Genomic DNA, 16,303 nt, shown 5'->3' on the forward strand with positions numbered 1-16,303 from the left:
TCATAGCGAACTCTGCACTTTTAGTCTGTAACCGAAGATAAGCTTACGAAAACGTCATCTGCATATGCACGAGCATCGTACATGGCTTGAAAAACTACATCCATTTTTGAGGCAGGACGAATCATCATTAGCAACTCATGAGCCGTTTCCCATTGCTCTTCCTCTACCGCTTTCGTGAGTTGTAAGCTTGCACCTTGCATCCCATTAAAGTTTAAAAGAGCGCTAGAGAGCTCACTACCAAGCGAAAACTCTTTTGCTATGGTATCAAGTTCCATATCTAAAATAGCATCAAGCACAGAAAGTAGCCCAACCAAATACCCTTGCTCAGCAAGCTCTTTCCCACCTGGCTCAAGCATCAAAGAGATAAATTTTGCCCTTGTTAAACCAAGTTTTGTCAGCTCCTGCGGTTTATCATTACCTAATTCGCTAAGTGCTAATACACGCACAAATTGCCTAATCGCATCTTCACCAAGATAAATAACCGCTTGCGAGATCGACCGAATAGTTTGTTGGGTGCTGCTAGCTCGCGCATTAACTAACTTTAAAATGCGTGCGGTAAGCCCTAAATCTTTAGCAACTCGTTGTTGAATAGCATCAAAATTTAAATCAGTTTGTGCGGTGCAATTGAGTAATTCAAGTACGGCAACTTTTGATGGTTCAACATTTCCAAAACTTAAAAGTTCTGGTTTGGCAAAAAAGTACCCTTGGAACAGATCACAACCAGCGGTTTTTAACTGCTCAAAGTCTTCATAATTTTCAATACGTTCAACTATGATAGTGGTATCAGGGAAGCTGCGTTTTAGTTTTTTGATCATCATGTTGGTTTTGATAATCGGCTGCGTTACTTCAAGCTTAATAAAATCCATCAAAGGTAAGATATCTTGCCATTTATCAGTGCCATCGTAATCATCTAAAGCGAACAAGTAGCCTTCTTGCTTTAACTGCTTAACGCGGTTCACTACTTTAGGAATACTCGTCGCTCGTTCAACGATTTCGATAACCGCACTGTGTGGTTGCAACAGCTTTGGAAAGTCATCCAAAATAGCGTCGGTTGATAGGTTGATAAACGCGGGTTGAAACCCCGTTAGCTTTTCGAGCCCCATCAGCATCAACGCATTAAAAAACAGCCGCCCTGTCGCTTGACCATCACTCGTGCCTACCGGAAAAACATTGTCGCTCGATTCTCTGTACAGTAATTCGTATGCATACAAACTTCTATCAGCATTAAATATTGGCTGCCGTGCTATATACTGAGTCACACTCTGACTTTTGTTACCTTCAATACTTAATTCTGACATTCTACTTCTCACTTAGATGTGGCTATCTCCACATTACTATTGTTATAAGTATAGTGAAAGATGTTTACCTTGCTAAAAAACAAAAACCCAACCAAACTAGGTACATGAAAACGTATTCAATCAAACCATTGAACTTTTGTAACTCGACTTTATTAATTTTACTTTTGCTCTCACCAGTAGTTTTTGCTGAGCAGCAACCGGTATTAAAATACAATGTTACTGGCTCGGGTAACTATTATCCTTATTACATCAACGACAACAACACCCCTGGGATCCTACCCGAAATGATTAAGCAAGTTATGCAGCTTGCTGATATTCAAGTGCAGCATATCGAACTTCCTGCAAAAAGGACTGTAAAATACCTACACCAAGGAGACATCGACTTTGATGTTCTTAGCCCTGAATGGCTAAGCCAAGCAGAAAAACAAAACCCGCAATTTATTTATTCAGACACCCTGTTTGTCATTGAGGAGTACCTGGTCAGTTTAAAAAACTCTGTGACTCAATGGCAGCAACTTAACAATATTAATAATCAGCCAGTGGGTACTGTCTTAGGCTATTACTACTACGATGACAATCGCTTTAAGCGCGTTGATTTTCATTCTGAAAAACAACTAATAAAAGCATTAAAAATGCAGCGTATCGAAGTTGTCATAATAGACAAACTTCCGGCACAATACTGGGCTGAGCAATTTAATGTTGATATTGGCTTTGGCGCTTTACATTCGCTGGGAAACTTAAAAATTCGCCTGCGTAGTGAACATCAGCTATTGCTACCAAAAATAAATGCAGCTATTAAAGAGCTTAAAAACTCTGGCAGCTTAGATGCCATAATCAATAAATACACAAAAAGCATATCCCTACAATAATTAGGGATATTCCGCTTTGGACCTGCTTTTGCTATAATGCGCGCTGTTTTTCTTACCTTGTTAACTAAAAAGAGTCTCCTATGAGCATTGAACAAGCACTAATCGAACGCAGTAATAACCAATGTGAACTTTGCACCGCTACAGATAACCTATCTGTTTACGAGGTGCCACCTGTTACAGAGGCTCATTCTGATAAATGCATTTATGTTTGCCAAACTTGTAAAGATCAAATTGAGAATAATGCCGATCTAACTGCAAACCACTGGCATTGTTTAAATGATAGTATGTGGAGTCAAACACCTGCAGTACAAGTAGTGGCTTATCGCATGTTAAAACGTTTAGCGGCTGATAACGGCTGGGCACAAGATGCTCTAGACATGATTTATTTAGAAGAAGACACGCTAAAGTGGGCACAAACAGCACTTGCGGAAGACGATGATATTAAACACATCGACAGTAATGGCGTTGTACTTCAAGCAGGTGACACTGTAACACTAATTAAAGATCTTGATGTTAAAGGCAGTAGCCTTGTTGCTAAACGTGGCACAGCAGTAAGAAATATCGGTTTAACAAGCAACCCTGAGCACATCGAAGGTCGTGTTGACGGGCAGCGTATTGTTATCCTCACCAAATACGTGAAAAAGTAACGATTACTCTAATACGCTTTATTTTCATAAAGCGACTCGTTATGACGAAAATGGGCCTAGTGCCCATTTTTTGTTAATTAAGCTATGATTAAGTCAGCGAACTTTATGCTAACTTTAAAACAAAGACGCATACCCCTAAAAACGCAAGGAAACAATCATGGCTTCGGATACCATCTCATCTTTCAAACGCGCTTCTCTATGCAGTTTAATGATCTTAGGGAGCAGCTTAGTATTAACAGGTTGTGGTGAAGATTCAAGTGCACCACAGGCTGAACAATCAACAATGAAAACCCTAAATACTCAAGTTACTTATTTAGACCGTAGCATGCTCCCCCCTGGTTCGGTACTAAAAGTACAGTTGGCTGATGTTTCAAAAATGGATGCCAAAGCTGACGTACTCAGCGAACAAGAAATTGAATTAAACGGCGCCCCACCATACAGCGTGGAACTCGAATATGATGAAAGCAAAATTGCTGACCGTCACCGTTATAGTGTAAGTGCGCGCATAGAGAATCAAGGTAAATTACTTTACATTAGCACCACTCACAATAACCCATTTGCTGAAGATGTATCGGGCGATGTTTACAAGGTAACAGTGACAAAAGTATCGGCTAAAAAACCCGATGTTACTTTAACAAATACCTACTGGAAAGCAGTTACAATTAGCGGTGAAACAATCACTGTTGAAAATAAAGAACCCTTCGTGCAGTTTAAAGACGATGGTTCAACCAGTGGTTACTTAGGCTGTAATAACTTCTCAGGTAATTACGAAGTTAATGAGCAAATGCTGACCTTCAAACCATTAGCTATCACCGAAAGAATGTGTGTAGCACAAATGGATATCGAAGCAGCCATGTCAGCAACACTAGCAGCCACTGCTAAATACTCTATCAATGGTGAGCAATTAACCTTGCTAGATGATAGTGACGAGCCACTAGCGACCTTTGCAGCTACTTACATGAATTAATAGCGGTAAAATTAAAAACACCCAGCAATTGCTGGGCGTTTTTGTATTGAAAAAGAATTATTCTTCAACTAATTGCTCGCTACGATAAAAACCACTGCTGTCGCTTAATAATGAAACAAGTTCTGGTAATACCACATCCATTGTTTGCTTTAATTTCCATGGTGGGTTAATCACTATCATACCCGACGCTGTCATTCCATGAACGTCAGTATCGGCCTCTGTTGCGAGCTCGAAAAGCTGAATGTTACGCATACCCGATGCAATTAAACCCGCTTCCATTCTATCGATTCGTTCACGGTCAACAACCGGATACCAAATCATATATGTTCCCGTTGCAAAGCGTTTATGCGCCTTAACAAGAGTGTTAACGACCGTATCGTAGTCGTTTTTAATTTCGTATGGAGGGTCAATAAGCACGCAAGCTCGACGTGACGCTGGAGGTAACAAACCAACTAAGCCTTGAAAGCCGTTTTCGCCACGAACACGAATAGAACGTTTACCTTTCATATTGTCTTGCAGTAATTGTAGATCTCGTGGGTGTAACTCAAAAAACCAACCGTTATCTTGGCGACGCAAAAAGTGCTCGGCAATTTTTGGTGAACCTGGGTAAAAATCTAAATTACCGTTTTGGTTAAATGATTTAATTAGCTCAATATATTCATTAAGTGCATCATGCTCACTATTATGCTGCCAAAGCTTAGCAATACCCTCTAAATATTCTTGTGTTTTTTGTGCGTCACTGCCTGCAAGTTCAAAAAAACCAGCACCTGAGTGCGTGTCTACATAATCAAGTGGCTTATCTTTGATTGTTTGGTATTTAAGTACTTCAGCTAGAACAAGATGTTTTAGCACATCAGCAGGGTTACCCGCATGAAAAGAGTGTCGATAACTAAGCATATTTATAATTCGCCAGATGCAAACTGCGTTAAAAATGAATAGTCTTATTGTACATGATAAACAACAAATGATCCTAAGTTCAGGCTATTCCATGAACCATAAATGAATAAAAAAGCCATTACGCTGAATTAAGCCTTAATAATAAATAAAAATACGCTAAAACAGCCGTAAATGCTGGCATATCAAGACACTTTCCTTTACATTTGCATGACAATAACCACAGTTTTATGAGCGCATTTATGAATAACGAAACTCTTTCCCAACTCGAACAACTGATCGACAAATTAATCCTTCGCAATAGCGAACTTGAAAGCGAAGTTAAAAGCCTACAAGAGCAAACAGCTAAGCTTTTAGATGAGAACGAAACTCTGCAACTTGAAGTGCTAGAAAACGAAGAGAAGCAAAAAGATGCAAGCAGTACACTAACAGGCCTGCTTGAGAAATTACAAAGCGTACAACAGGCTAGCTAATGAGCAGCCCACAAAGTCAGCGGGTCAGCGTAGAGCTACTAGGTAAAGAACATGAGTTCTCTTGCCCACCTGGGCAAGAGCACGCCCTAGTTGCTGCTGCACAAAATTTGAATGACTTAGTGGAGCAAATGAAACAACGCTCATCGGTTCGAAATGACCAAAAAGCCCTGCTGATGGCCGCATTACATTTAAGTCATGAATTACTCGAAGTTAAATCGCAACAAGCAGAACAAGAGCAACAACATGACAAACTTATAGATAAGCTCAGCCAACATCTTAGTATTTAGAAAAAAGCGCATCCAGCGCTTTTTTTGTTTACAATCAACTGCACTGACTATTATTCGAGCGGAACACCATGCGATTTTGTGCTTTTTTGATCTGTCTTTTTGTAAGCTATAGCGCCCAATCAAGCGTTAGCTGGCATAGCATCACTCCCGAAATTCAATTTCTTCAACAACAAAATAAACTGCGCTTTTACGATTCGAATCAAGTGCTAATTGAAGGTAAAGAGTGCGCCTTAATGTTTGATGCCAGCGGTAACTTTGCCGAAGTAGAAATGCTCGCAGAGCAGCTAAAGGAACACCTAAAAACACCATTATGTTATTTAGTGGCCAGTCATTATCATGATGATCATCTACTAGGATTAGCGGTTTTACAGGCTGAATTCCCTAAAGCCAAACTGATAGTTCATCAGCAAGTAGAAACTGAGTTTGTCGCCATGCAGCAAGCATTAACTGATAAATTAGATGGCTATGAAAAAAGCATAGAGCTGAGCTATCAACGCCTTGCCAATCAACCAGAAGATCAACAAGTGATTTGGCGCGACAAACTAGAACTTGCTAAAAAGCGTTTATTTCGCTGGCGGGAGTTAACCTTAAACCCGCCGGCTATTAGCATTACTGAATCAACACAGCTAGACCTTGGTGATTATCCCGTAGTTATTACACCTTACCAAGCGCACACTAAAGGCGATCTTACTTTAAGTGCAGATCAAGGCCGCGTTCTGTTAGGCGCAGATATAGTCGACAGCTTACCCTACCCCGGGCATGGTACCTTTACTAGCTGGATCACAGTACTGCAAGATATTCAAAAAAATACCACGCTCGTAACTATTTTACCTGGTCATGGCAAGCCACTATCGCCACAAGATCTTGCGCTCCCTTTAAGGTTTTTAAAAACGATTAAAGAGATGACAAAATCAGCGCCAGATAAATCAGTTAGTGAATTAATTCCGCTTTTTCCTGCCGAGATAAAACAGCAATATCAGCTTGATGAAATAGGTGAAAGGGCTTTCTCTATGTTTCTAGAGGCTGGACTAAAACAGAGCAAGTTGTCAAAATAGAGCTAAAATAGTAAAAGGATTTTATTATATGGCTCGAGTAAGTTTGAGATATTTACTTTGGCTGAGCTTAGTTATTGGTCTACAGGGATGCCAACTAACTCAGCAGAAAACAGATGAGCGGGAAAGGCCAGCGGTTTTTAACCATTATGAGCCCGACTTAGCAACCCAGCAAGCAACTAGTGACTATGTGGCTTCAACGGCTGTTGAACCACCCGCTACAGTTGCGCCACTGCCAGCTGGTGACACTCCGTTACCAACACCTCGTTCGAACGATCTTTGGCAGCATATCGCCAACAATTTAACACTCGTCTTTCAAACTAATAAGCATACTTCTGCACGTGTAAAATGGTATTTAAAACAGCCTCATTACCTCATAAAAGTAAACAAACGTGCAGCACCTTACTTGTATCATATAGTGACACGGATCGAACAACAAAAGCTACCTATGGAGCTGGCCTTGCTGCCATTTGTCGAGAGTGATTTTAGACCGACAGTAAGCTCATCAAAGAATGCTGTAGGTGTTTGGCAACTTGTTGGCGCAACAGCTTATCATTTTGGCGTACAAAGCGATCAATGGTATGACGGACGCCAAGATATTCTCGCCTCAACCGATGCCGCTTTGGCTTATTTAAGTTACTTACACAAGCGCTTTGATGGTGACTGGTTACATGCACTTGCCGCTTACAACAGTGGCGAGGGACGTGTAAAAAAAGCCATTGAAAAGAATAAAAAAATAGGTAAAAAAACTGACTATTGGTCGTTATCTTTACCAAAAGAAACTGCCGATTATATTCCTAAACTATTAGCACTAAGTTATTTACTGAAACATCCTGAGCAAGGCTTAAAACGGCCTAAATTGGTTAATAAAGCACTCACTACTGAGTTTGATGTTGGCCAGCAGTTTGATTTTTCAGTAATAGCTAACTTATCTGGCGTGGGACATAACCAGCTCCATAAATTAAATCCAGGATATTTAAAAAACCAAAGCTCCCCGAATGGTCCGCATACCCTGCTATTGCCTCTTGACCAGCGTACGCTATTACAAAGCAAATTGTTTCGCAATAACTTTGCTGGTGAGTATATAGTGCAAAAAGGCGATACTCTTTACAGTCTTTCTAGACGCTTTAATATGTCTGTAAAGGATCTAAAAGCACTCAATAGCAAAACAAGCAACCTAATCAAAGTAGGTGAGCAGTTGCGTTTATCACAGCCACAAACAATGCCAGAATCATTACTGGTTGATTACAATATTAGCCCCTACCTCGAACAACATGAAGAAACTATCGCAACCATTGCGGTTGATTACCTAGTAAAGCCAGGTGACTCAATTTGGAGTATCAGCCAATTATACGACGTGCCACACAAAGACATTGCAACTTGGAATAAACTGAGTGCCACCAGCATATTAAGACCAGGCACGATTTTGACACTTCACTTACCGCAAGCAAAACCTGCAGAGCGACAAACGCCAACCAGTGAAGCCATGCTGTCAATAATAGAAGGCTCGTTGAAAAAGCCTTGATTGCTCAGTCTTAACGGTTAGCGTAAAATCACCTCCTATAATTTTAAATTCTAAAGAGAAATAACATGCAAATCAGTAAAGACGCAGTGGTTGAATTTCACTACACACTTAGTGAAGCAGGCGAGCAAGTCGAATCAAGTAAAGATGGCGAGCCACTTTCATATATCCATGGTACTGAAGGCATGCTTCCGGGTCTTGAAAAAGCGCTTGAAGGTAAAGCAGCTGGTGATAACTTCAGCGTAACACTTGAGCCTAGCGAATCTTACGGTGAGCGCGTTGACAACCTAATCCAACGTATTCCACTTAAGCACTTACAAGGCAACACAAAAGTGTGGAAGCCAGGTATGACTGCTATTGTTCATTCTAACCAAGGCCGTCACCAAGTGACTATCGTTAAAGTGGGTCGCTTCAATGCAGATTGTGACTTAAACCACCCATTTGCAGGTAAAACCCTGACATTTGATGTTGAAGTAGTCAATGTTCGCCAAGCAACAGCCGACGAATTATCACACGGCCACGTGCACGGTGAAGGCGGTTGTGGCCACAGCCACTAAGGGTAAATGATGACAAACGTTGCAATTGTCACAGGTGGCAGTAAAGGCATAGGCAAAGCTATAGTAGAGCGTTTAGAACGTGAAGCATACACCGTTTACAACTTAGATATCACCCCGTCTGAGGGCAATTATCACCACTGTGACGTCAGTGATACTCAGCAGGTGAAATCGGTTATCACCGATATCATTGCACAGACAGGCCGTGTCGATGCCTTAATCTCTAATGCGGGTCGTCATCTAAGTGCCAACATTGAAAACACCGATGAAGCAACGTTTGATGCCCTGTTTGCGCTCAATGTGAAAGGTGCCTATGCAGCAATTCAAGCCGTATTACCTAGTATGAAAATCCAGCAAAGCGGCAGTATCGTGTTGGTTGCCTCTGATCAGGCAATTATTGGCAAACCAAACTCGTTTGCTTATAACCTAACCAAGCACGCGCTAGCTTCCATGGCAAAAACGACAGCACTCGATTATGCCGCGTTTAATATTCGTGCTAACGCAGTGTGTCCGGGTACAATAGAAACACCACTGTTTCATAATGCGATTGATGCCTACTGTAAACGCAGTGGTGCCGATAAAGCAGAGGTTGTTGCTGAAGAAGCCGCGCTGCAACCGCTAGGGCGTTTAGGTCAACCAGAAGAAATTGCTGCTTTGGTGAACTTTTTAATAAGCCCAGAAGCGAGCTTTATTACTGGTAGCTTACAAAGTATTGATGGTGGATACACCACGCAATGAGCGACAAAATAATTGACCCCCATGTGCACTTTTTTAACCTCACTGAGGGTCAATACACTTGGCTACAAGGTAGCAATCCCCCCTCTTGGCCAAATCTAGATAAAATTAAAAAGCAAATTACTACCTCAGAACTTAAAGCCGCTTGTCCATTTCAACTAGAAGCCTTGGTGCATATTGAAGCTGGCTTTGATAATCAAGCGCCAGTGAATGAGCTTAATTGGCTTGCAACGCATTTAAATGACATTCCCTATCGAGCAATCAGCTACAGTGTGATTGACGCATCTACCAAACACTTTGAAGCGTCACTCAATGAGTTAGATCATCCATCTTTGGTTGGTATTCGCGATATAACCGAAGGTGATGAAGCCAAGCGCTTATTAACTCCTCACTGCCAAGACAACCTAGCCATGCTCGCAGGCGAAAATTTACACTTTGAAGCACAGTTTGAAATTGAAAACATGCAGACAACTGAGCAGCTTATTAAGTATTGCACAGCCCTGCCATCATTACGTGTGGTTATTAATCATTTAGGCTTTATTAGTGATGAGAAAACATGGCTTGAAGCAATCATTAAACTCAGCCACTGCGATAATATCGCGATAAAGTTCTCAGGCTTAGAATTCACGCAAATAGCCGTAAACAAACACCTTTGGCTGGTTAATAATTTAGTTAAGTACTTTGGTGAACATCGTGTGATGTTTGCAAGTAATTTCCCTGTTTGCCAAATAAATACCAGTTACGAAAACTGTTGGCATCACTATCACTCATTGTGCTCCGAGCAGAGTTTATGGCAAAAACTAAGCTATAAAAACGCCCGTGAAATCTATCAAATTGTTTAAAAAATAGCTATATTCAATAAAGTTAAAACTTATAAAGCGAACAAGCATCAAGTCTAAAATCTGTTTGCTTGTTCAGGAGTATTAATGAAAGCCTCTATTACCAGCCTTTTACTAGTTAGTGTCTTATTTGGCTGTAGTTCTAAGCAAGAACCCACTCCAAAACTACAACATGCACGGCTAACAGAGCCGCAAAGTGAGCTAATAGCACTTGGCATAGCAAGGCTAATGCACAGTAAGCCTGTTAACGTAGCCGAAGATGCGTTTATCAATAGCAGCATACTTGTTATTGAAAGCTTGAATAACGCTGCTATACCAGAGAAGTCCAACCATGGGTCTTACCCAGATATGCCTGAACGTTTTGAGCTGTTAATAAAAAACCAAATGTGTTTTGTTCGTCACTTAGACAGCAAAGCAACCGAGCCACTGCCTTTGGTTAAATGCAAAGCGGTTGATTAATTTCAACCTAAAAAGTAAATATAAAAAAAGCCCTTACGGGCTTTTTATATATAATATTTAACTTAATAGTATTATCGATTGTTACTTAATCTCAACACGCTGTGAGCGCATAACAACTTCGTCATTCAGCTCAATACCGATCCCTGGCTCTTCTGATACTTGGAAGAAACCATTTTTAGGCTGTGGATCTTGAATACATAACTCACGGTTCCACTTTTTAATCGCATAGGTGTGATGTTCGTGAATTAAGAAGTTAGGAATTGCGGTTTCTAGGTGTAACGAAGCTGCGGTTGCTACTGGTCCACCACACACGTGAGCTTGAATGCGCACATCGAAAATATCTGCATAATCACACACTTTTTTAGTTTCGGTGAAACCACCACATAGACCTAAGTCTGGCTGTAGTACATCAATACTTTGATCTTCTAGGTATGGACGCACACCCCAGCGATTATACAAACGTTCACCGCCCGCAATTGGCACGGCAACTTTGTCGGCAACTTTTGCATGTAATGAATGATTTAAGTAGTTCACTGGCTCTTCGTAATACATACAATCGAACTCTTCAGCAATCTCACCTATTTGAATTGCTGATGTCGCACCTGGTAAGCTGTGACATTCAAAAATAATATCAACTTCGTCACCGACCGCTTCACGAATAGCTTGCATACGCGCACGATATAACTTCATTTCTGCACGAGAAATAATGTTAGTACGATCATAATAAGTATTGCCGTTTTTATCGTACTGAATTGGATCAACTTTTACCGCATCATAACCTTCAGCCATCGCCTTAAGCGCTGCTTCTGCGTATTCTTCTGGGTGAACAAGCGCTTTAAATTCGCTGTCCCAGTCAAACTGTAATTGTGATGCGTAAGTACGTAGCTTATCGTTAACTTTACCGCCTAATAGCTGATAAACAGGTAAACCTAATGCTTTACCTTTTATATCCCAAAGCGCAGTATCAATGGCGCTCATTGCTGCATACACAACAGGACCACCACCTAAACCCCAAAAGCTTTCGCGTAGCATTCGTGACCACAGTTTTTCTGTTTGAAATGGGTCATGACCAATTAAAAAGGCATCAGCCATTTCTTTGATCATTGCCGCTGCTGCGCTATGACCTAAATCATAAGCAAGACCCGCTTCCCCCACACCGCTAATACCTTCATCAGTGTGAATACGCACAAAAACAGGTGTCCAAGCTGGTCTTTCTGGACAATGAATATCGAACACTTCGACGCGATTAACTTTCATGGCTACTCCTTACTGAGCAAAACTAGGATCAAGACGATAAGCTTTACGTAGCATTGCTGGCCAAGCTAACTGGCCACCGGTGCTGCCGCTATGCACGACATTCGCTTGATTATAAATATTATCGATAATAGGTTGTGGTACTGGGATTGCCGTTTGGCCACTGGCTTGAATAGCCAATTGAATTTCACAGGCGCGCTGCAAATCATAAAAGCGCATAAAGGCATCACCTACTGTTGGTCCCACGGTTAAGCCACCATGGTTAACCAATAGCATGTGATTAGTGGTGCCTAAGTCATCCTGTAAACGCTTTTTCTCGTCACTGTTTACCGCTAACCCTTCGTAGCCATGATAAGACAATGATGGTAATGAGAACATTGAGTATTGGCTTAGTGGTAACAGGCCTTTTTCTTGCGTTGCAACGGCAATGGTCTCTTTTGTATGTAAATGAATTACACAGTGAGCGTCATCACGTACTTCATGAATAGCACTGTGAATGGTAAAACCTGCCGGATTAATTTTAAACGGCGTGTCATCAAGAATATTGCCAGCTAAATCTACCTTCACAAGATTTGATGCAGTCACTTCGTCAAAACTTAAACCAAATGCATTAACTAAATAGTGATCTGTGCCTGGTAAACGCGCCGATAGGTGGGTGTAAATCAAATCACCCCATCGAAAATGATCAACTAAACGGTAGCATGCAGCTAGATCAACACGTAGCTGCCATTCTTGTTCAGATACTTTATTTTTTAAATCGAGTTTTGGTAAGTCAAACATGGAAAACCTTGTATATGTGACACTGCACAAATAGATGTATAGAAGTCTAAATTACTATTAATGGATGATCAATAGTTGATACAAAAAGGCCACATCAATTGATGTGGCCTTTTTCACTCAATTAGCGCTTATTTTACTTGCGATAAGTAATCAGCAATTGCAGACATTTCTTCTTCAGATACATTTGCAACCATCGCTTTCATTGCAGCAGTCATACCGTTACTACGCGCACCTGATTTGATATCTTTCATTTGGGCTAGTAAGTACTCTTTATTTTGACCGTTTAACTTAGGGTACTGAGGCATGATAGGTGCTTTACCTTCTGCACCATGACAAGTTTGACAAAGCTTAGCTGTGTAAAGTGTTGCACCATCGGCAGCCATAGTATTAAAAGATAGGCTTGCAGCCATTGCAATGCCAGCCCCACATAAAATTTTCGTGATCTTGCTCATTTGTATCTTCTCTTTTTTGACGGGTTATTAAACATTTTCTTTAGTGTAGACCATGATTTAACAATATTGCACCCGAAAATTGTAATGGCAATCGAAACAATAACTACCAAATTAAATCATCAGGCACTTCAAAATCAGCATACGGATCATCTTCATCCTTTTGCTTATCTTCAGGCTCAACATGGAACACTATATAATCTTCGCTGACTTCAGCGACTTTTCGTGCTGGTTCGTCTTCCAGTACAAAAAATTGGCCTTCTAAAACACAAATTGCTAAACGGCCACCAGCTAGGGCCTTCTGTGTTTTTTCGTTTACTTCGAGCTCTTTCACTTTATTTTGATAAGTGAAGTTAAATGTACGATCTCCACGGATCTCTTCTTGATTGTGATGCTCTAAAATCTGCTTAACGCGAGCCACTTGCTCACGTTGTTTCTGCTCTTCTAAACGCGCTTGATTAAGCTCATCAGCTTTTTTCTGTTGCTCTAGCTTAGTTTGCTCTATATGTTTTTGTAGATCGCTAGGATTACTCGTTGCGCCTTTCTTTTTCTTCTTTTGCTGCTTGCGCTTCTCTGTTTTGGCTACTTTAGCTTTGTGTGACGTAGTAAGGCCAGCCTTAAGTAATTGATCTTGTAATGAACCCATGACGAAATTCCAATTTATTAATGCGTATTAGGGTTATTTTAATCAGCTCTGCCAACAAATAACAGTACTGAGCCCACTTGATTCACAGCAATCGAGTATATTGCAGTGAGATTAACACGCGATGAAATCATGACATATTGATTTAACGCAAGATTTATAATTTTAGTCGCCTTTGAACTTGTAAAAAACCCTGTACCCGATAAGCTAGGGCTTTTCCTCTCGGGAGCTTAAAATGCAGCTGCGACATTTGTTACTTTGCTCTGTATTTATTTTCTTTGTTTTATACGCCCCACAACCCTTGCTTGGATTATTTGCCAACTATTTTTCTGTATTGCCAGCCACTGCAGGTAGCTTAATGACAGCGACCATGCTGCCATTGGCTATCGCCCCTTTAGTGTATGGCTTATTTTTAGCAAAACGAAATCCGTTAACAATTTTAAAGATTGCTATGTTTGTGCTAGCAATAAGCTGTGTCGCTTTTACCTTAGCACCTAGTTTTGAATTGCTATTACTGGTTCGCTTTATTCAAGGGCTCACTCTCCCAGCGGCTCTCACAGCCATGACCAGTTATATTGGTGTAACTTATCAGGCCGACCAATTACAGCGTAATATGACCCTATACATTGGCAGCACCATCGTCGGCGGTTACTTTGGACGTATACTCGCGGCCTTATTTACTGACTTTTTGAGCTGGCAAAGCTTTTATTATGTGATTGCGTTAGGGTTAGTACTGTTTGCAATCACCATTCCAAAATCAAGCAAAGGTGCGAGCATTCATGCAGCCAAATCGCCTCTGTTGTATCTAAAACAATTAAAAGATCCGCAGGTATTAAAGCTATATGGAGCGATTTTTTGTATGTTCTTTTGCTTTGCAGCGCTATTGAATTATTTACCTTTCATCCTACAAGACAGTTTTGCTATCACTAATACCCGAGACATCGGGCTGGTTTACAGCGGTTACTTGCTTGGTGCACTCGCATCCATAGCTACACCTTGGCTGTTACGAAAGTCATCAACACCTTGGCGTTTATTAACTTGGGTATTTGTATTCTACAGTCTGACCATGGTGCTACTGATGAGTCAGCAGTTAATACTTTTTGTTATTGCTTTTACCGGCTTTTGTGGCGCAATGTTCGTGATCCACTCAAGTGCGGCGCCATTAGTAAATAAAATCAGCAGTGCACCTGCAAGTGTCACCAATGGGGGTTATGTATCGTTTTATTACAGCGGTGGCGCACTCGGTTCGTTATTGCCTGGACTGGTATATCAGCAACACGGCCAAGTTGCCTTTATGACCGTGCTACTTTTAGTTTGCTTAGTGGGTTTAAGCTTAGTTTATTTGGCTGGAAGAAATACGATACGAGGCTGATGCCCGGTACTTGCAAAAAATAGCTCTAAGTCATCTTTTTTCATCAACCATGTCGCGGTATTTTCAAAAGGGTGACAATGAAAAAGCTCGTTGAACCAAATTTCTTGGTCTAGCCAAAGGGTAACATTATGTTGTTTGTCGTTTAAAAGTGCCAGCATAGAAACACAGCCCGGTGGCACTTTCAGATAACGCGCTAACCGCTCATCAGATGCAAATCCTAAACGAGATAACCCTTGCTGCTGAGCAATGGCTTTTAAGTCAAGCTGCTTGTCATGGGCAGTGATCACTAAAAAATGCCGCTTGCCTTCGTTATCTCGTAAAAACAGGTTTTTTAATCGTGTGCCCGGTCTATCGAGCATAAATTTATCGGCATCTAAACTACCATGTAACGGTGGATGCTCAATCACATCATAGTTAATATCTAATTGAGCTAGCGTAGCAGCTAACTTATTTTTATCTGCATACATTTACAAACAACGTCCTCGTAATTGCACACTTAAATCACGCCATAATACTTCGTCAATAACGTGTTTATCGTCGCAGTACTTCCGTTCTTTAAGTTCTTTATTTAATAATTCGACCGCTTGATCTTCGAGCATAAGTTTTAAGTTGCTCGATTCTTCAAATACTTCTTGCTCGGCAAAGTCTTTAAACTGCCTGCGTGTCATTGGCTTATCAAGGTTAATTGGCTGTCTTCCTTGTGCTTTAACTGACACCACATAGGCAAAAATTTTATTGCCTTGGTCGTCATTTTTTTCATAAAACTGCTTATTATTAATTTCAAATGGAGGTGCTTCTCCTTGGCTTGCGCAACCGGTAAGTAAAACAACCAAAAGCCATGCTATTTTTTTCATTATTGGATAAGCCTTGTACAGTGAATGCGCTTTAGTCTACCAAAAATAAAACAATAGAGTAAAAATTCGAACATTTTAAAAAAAATACTTGACCAAATATGTAAAAATATTTAAAGTTCACCCCGCTTGAGACGCAAGACTTAAGCATCCTGTATTTTAGGAATGTGGGGCTATAGCTCAGCTGGGAGAGCGCCTGCCTTGCACGCAGGAGGTCAGCAGTTCGATCCTGCTTAGCTCCACCACTTTCCTACCTTTCTTTAGGCAACCTGCCGAATTTAATAATCAAAACTAAGTTATCTAACCAATTTTTATATTTCTAGTCGTTTATACGTTTTACTTTATTAAAGTAAACTTG

20 protein-coding genes and 1 tRNA gene are annotated in these 16,303 nt (G+C 40.8%); 13 read left to right on the plus strand and 8 right to left on the minus strand.

Features of this window, described 5'->3' with window-relative positions; all coding sequences use genetic code 11:
* Window positions 1–20 precede the first annotated feature (20 nt).
* On the minus strand, window positions 21–1,298 hold the full coding sequence (locus HYD28_00645; protein QLE07597.1) for an HDOD domain-containing protein: 1,278 nt from the start codon (window positions 1,296–1,298) through the stop codon (window positions 21–23).
* Between the two features lie 104 nt (window positions 1,299–1,402).
* Between HYD28_00645 and HYD28_00650 the strand changes: the two genes are divergently transcribed.
* The 3 genes from HYD28_00650 (at window position 1,403) to HYD28_00660 (ending at window position 3,781) form a co-directional block, all read left to right on the plus strand.
* On the plus strand, window positions 1,403–2,167 hold the full coding sequence (locus HYD28_00650; protein ID QLE07598.1) for a transporter substrate-binding domain-containing protein: 765 nt from the start codon (window positions 1,403–1,405) through the stop codon (window positions 2,165–2,167).
* 80 nt (window positions 2,168–2,247) lie between these two features.
* A complete protein-coding gene (locus HYD28_00655; protein QLE07599.1) occupies window positions 2,248–2,814 on the plus strand; it encodes a PhnA domain-containing protein in 567 nt (188 codons plus the stop codon).
* A gap of 157 nt (window positions 2,815–2,971) precedes the next feature.
* On the plus strand, window positions 2,972–3,781 hold the full coding sequence (locus HYD28_00660) for an META domain-containing protein (protein QLE07600.1): 810 nt from the start codon (window positions 2,972–2,974) through the stop codon (window positions 3,779–3,781).
* A gap of 57 nt (window positions 3,782–3,838) precedes the next feature.
* On the opposite strand, the gene HYD28_00665 is transcribed toward HYD28_00660, so the two are convergent.
* Window positions 3,839–4,678 carry a 23S rRNA (adenine(2030)-N(6))-methyltransferase RlmJ gene (locus HYD28_00665; protein ID QLE07601.1) on the minus strand — a complete coding sequence of 280 codons (840 nt, stop codon included), beginning with the start codon at window positions 4,676–4,678 and terminating at the stop codon, window positions 3,839–3,841.
* A gap of 239 nt (window positions 4,679–4,917) precedes the next feature.
* On the opposite strand from HYD28_00665, the gene HYD28_00670 reads away from it, so the two are divergent.
* The 8 genes from HYD28_00670 to HYD28_00705 all read left to right on the plus strand — a co-directional run bounded on the left by HYD28_00670 (window position 4,918) and on the right by HYD28_00705 (window position 10,596).
* Window positions 4,918–5,148 carry a DUF904 domain-containing protein gene (locus tag HYD28_00670; GenBank protein ID QLE07602.1) on the plus strand — a complete coding sequence of 77 codons (231 nt, stop codon included), beginning with the start codon at window positions 4,918–4,920 and terminating at the stop codon, window positions 5,146–5,148.
* Complete coding sequence (locus tag HYD28_00675) at window positions 5,148–5,435, plus strand: cell division protein ZapA (protein QLE07603.1); 288 nt, start codon at window positions 5,148–5,150, stop codon at window positions 5,433–5,435. Before HYD28_00670 ends, HYD28_00675 begins: the two co-directional genes overlap by 1 nt.
* Before the next feature lie 68 nt (window positions 5,436–5,503).
* Window positions 5,504–6,490 (plus strand): MBL fold metallo-hydrolase, encoded by a 987-nt coding sequence (locus tag HYD28_00680; GenBank protein ID QLE07604.1) that lies wholly within the window; start codon window positions 5,504–5,506, stop codon window positions 6,488–6,490.
* Window positions 6,491–6,518: 28 nt separating this feature from the next.
* Window positions 6,519–8,012 (plus strand): transglycosylase SLT domain-containing protein, encoded by a 1,494-nt coding sequence (locus tag HYD28_00685; protein QLE07605.1) that lies wholly within the window; start codon window positions 6,519–6,521, stop codon window positions 8,010–8,012.
* Window positions 8,013–8,077: 65 nt separating this feature from the next.
* Window positions 8,078–8,566 (plus strand): peptidylprolyl isomerase, encoded by a 489-nt coding sequence (locus tag HYD28_00690; protein QLE07606.1) that lies wholly within the window; start codon window positions 8,078–8,080, stop codon window positions 8,564–8,566.
* A gap of 9 nt (window positions 8,567–8,575) precedes the next feature.
* On the plus strand, window positions 8,576–9,301 hold the full coding sequence (locus tag HYD28_00695; protein QLE07607.1) for an SDR family oxidoreductase: 726 nt from the start codon (window positions 8,576–8,578) through the stop codon (window positions 9,299–9,301).
* Complete coding sequence (locus HYD28_00700; GenBank protein ID QLE07608.1) at window positions 9,298–10,140, plus strand: amidohydrolase family protein; 843 nt, start codon at window positions 9,298–9,300, stop codon at window positions 10,138–10,140. Before HYD28_00695 ends, HYD28_00700 begins: the two co-directional genes overlap by 4 nt.
* Before the next feature lie 84 nt (window positions 10,141–10,224).
* Window positions 10,225–10,596, plus strand: coding sequence for a hypothetical protein (locus HYD28_00705; protein QLE07609.1), 372 nt, complete (start codon window positions 10,225–10,227; stop codon window positions 10,594–10,596).
* Between the two features lie 81 nt (window positions 10,597–10,677).
* Here HYD28_00705 and HYD28_00710 read toward each other — a convergent pair whose 3' ends face one another.
* From HYD28_00710 to HYD28_00725, 4 genes are all read right to left on the minus strand, one after another.
* Window positions 10,678–11,853, minus strand: coding sequence for a mandelate racemase/muconate lactonizing enzyme family protein (locus HYD28_00710; GenBank protein QLE07610.1), 1,176 nt, complete (start codon window positions 11,851–11,853; stop codon window positions 10,678–10,680).
* A gap of 9 nt (window positions 11,854–11,862) precedes the next feature.
* Window positions 11,863–12,630 carry a class II aldolase/adducin family protein gene (locus tag HYD28_00715; GenBank protein ID QLE07611.1) on the minus strand — a complete coding sequence of 256 codons (768 nt, stop codon included), beginning with the start codon at window positions 12,628–12,630 and terminating at the stop codon, window positions 11,863–11,865.
* A 128-nt stretch (window positions 12,631–12,758) separates the two neighbouring features.
* Window positions 12,759–13,082 (minus strand): c-type cytochrome, encoded by a 324-nt coding sequence (locus HYD28_00720; protein ID QLE07612.1) that lies wholly within the window; start codon window positions 13,080–13,082, stop codon window positions 12,759–12,761.
* 103 nt (window positions 13,083–13,185) lie between these two features.
* The gene (locus HYD28_00725) at window positions 13,186–13,725 is read right to left on the minus strand and encodes a DUF2058 domain-containing protein (protein QLE07613.1); all 540 of its coding nucleotides are present in this window, start codon (window positions 13,723–13,725) and stop codon (window positions 13,186–13,188) included.
* A gap of 232 nt (window positions 13,726–13,957) precedes the next feature.
* Here HYD28_00725 and HYD28_00730 point away from each other — a divergent pair, with 232 nt between their 5' ends.
* Window positions 13,958–15,094, plus strand: coding sequence for an MFS transporter (locus HYD28_00730; GenBank protein QLE07614.1), 1,137 nt, complete (start codon window positions 13,958–13,960; stop codon window positions 15,092–15,094).
* Here HYD28_00730 and HYD28_00735 read toward each other — a convergent pair.
* Complete coding sequence (locus HYD28_00735; protein QLE07615.1) at window positions 15,061–15,561, minus strand: prolyl-tRNA synthetase associated domain-containing protein; 501 nt, start codon at window positions 15,559–15,561, stop codon at window positions 15,061–15,063. The genes HYD28_00730 and HYD28_00735 overlap by 34 nt on opposite strands.
* Complete coding sequence (locus tag HYD28_00740; GenBank protein QLE07616.1) at window positions 15,562–15,948, minus strand: hypothetical protein; 387 nt, start codon at window positions 15,946–15,948, stop codon at window positions 15,562–15,564.
* Window positions 15,949–16,114: 166 nt separating this feature from the next.
* Here HYD28_00740 and HYD28_00745 point away from each other — a divergent pair.
* Window positions 16,115–16,190, plus strand: a tRNA-Ala gene (locus tag HYD28_00745).
* Window positions 16,191–16,303: the final 113 nt, after the last annotated feature.

Origin of the sequence: Pseudoalteromonas shioyasakiensis (assembly GCA_013391845.1) — a bacterium.
Taxonomy (GTDB): Bacteria; Pseudomonadota; Gammaproteobacteria; order Enterobacterales; family Alteromonadaceae; genus Pseudoalteromonas; species Pseudoalteromonas apostichopi.

Coding starts and splice junctions, on each gene's coding strand:
- HYD28_00690 (QLE07606.1), top strand. CDS start 8,078: ATGCAAATCAGTAAAGACGCAGTGGTTGAATTTCACTACACACTTAGT.
- HYD28_00650 (QLE07598.1), top strand. CDS start 1,403: ATGAAAACGTATTCAATCAAACCATTGAACTTTTGTAACTCGACTTTA.
- HYD28_00675 (QLE07603.1), top strand. CDS start 5,148: ATGAGCAGCCCACAAAGTCAGCGGGTCAGCGTAGAGCTACTAGGTAAA.
- HYD28_00730 (QLE07614.1), top strand. CDS start 13,958: ATGCAGCTGCGACATTTGTTACTTTGCTCTGTATTTATTTTCTTTGTT.
- HYD28_00660 (QLE07600.1), top strand. CDS start 2,972: ATGGCTTCGGATACCATCTCATCTTTCAAACGCGCTTCTCTATGCAGT.
- HYD28_00680 (QLE07604.1), top strand. CDS start 5,504: ATGCGATTTTGTGCTTTTTTGATCTGTCTTTTTGTAAGCTATAGCGCC.
- HYD28_00645 (QLE07597.1), bottom strand. CDS start 1,298: ATGTCAGAATTAAGTATTGAAGGTAACAAAAGTCAGAGTGTGACTCAG.
- HYD28_00715 (QLE07611.1), bottom strand. CDS start 12,630: ATGTTTGACTTACCAAAACTCGATTTAAAAAATAAAGTATCTGAACAA.
- HYD28_00705 (QLE07609.1), top strand. CDS start 10,225: ATGAAAGCCTCTATTACCAGCCTTTTACTAGTTAGTGTCTTATTTGGC.
- HYD28_00725 (QLE07613.1), bottom strand. CDS start 13,725: ATGGGTTCATTACAAGATCAATTACTTAAGGCTGGCCTTACTACGTCA.
- HYD28_00710 (QLE07610.1), bottom strand. CDS start 11,853: ATGAAAGTTAATCGCGTCGAAGTGTTCGATATTCATTGTCCAGAAAGA.
- HYD28_00655 (QLE07599.1), top strand. CDS start 2,248: ATGAGCATTGAACAAGCACTAATCGAACGCAGTAATAACCAATGTGAA.
- HYD28_00740 (QLE07616.1), bottom strand. CDS start 15,948: ATGAAAAAAATAGCATGGCTTTTGGTTGTTTTACTTACCGGTTGCGCA.
- HYD28_00720 (QLE07612.1), bottom strand. CDS start 13,082: ATGAGCAAGATCACGAAAATTTTATGTGGGGCTGGCATTGCAATGGCT.
- HYD28_00700 (QLE07608.1), top strand. CDS start 9,298: ATGAGCGACAAAATAATTGACCCCCATGTGCACTTTTTTAACCTCACT.
- HYD28_00665 (QLE07601.1), bottom strand. CDS start 4,678: ATGCTTAGTTATCGACACTCTTTTCATGCGGGTAACCCTGCTGATGTG.
- HYD28_00735 (QLE07615.1), bottom strand. CDS start 15,561: ATGTATGCAGATAAAAATAAGTTAGCTGCTACGCTAGCTCAATTAGAT.
- HYD28_00695 (QLE07607.1), top strand. CDS start 8,576: ATGACAAACGTTGCAATTGTCACAGGTGGCAGTAAAGGCATAGGCAAA.
- HYD28_00685 (QLE07605.1), top strand. CDS start 6,519: ATGGCTCGAGTAAGTTTGAGATATTTACTTTGGCTGAGCTTAGTTATT.
- HYD28_00670 (QLE07602.1), top strand. CDS start 4,918: ATGAATAACGAAACTCTTTCCCAACTCGAACAACTGATCGACAAATTA.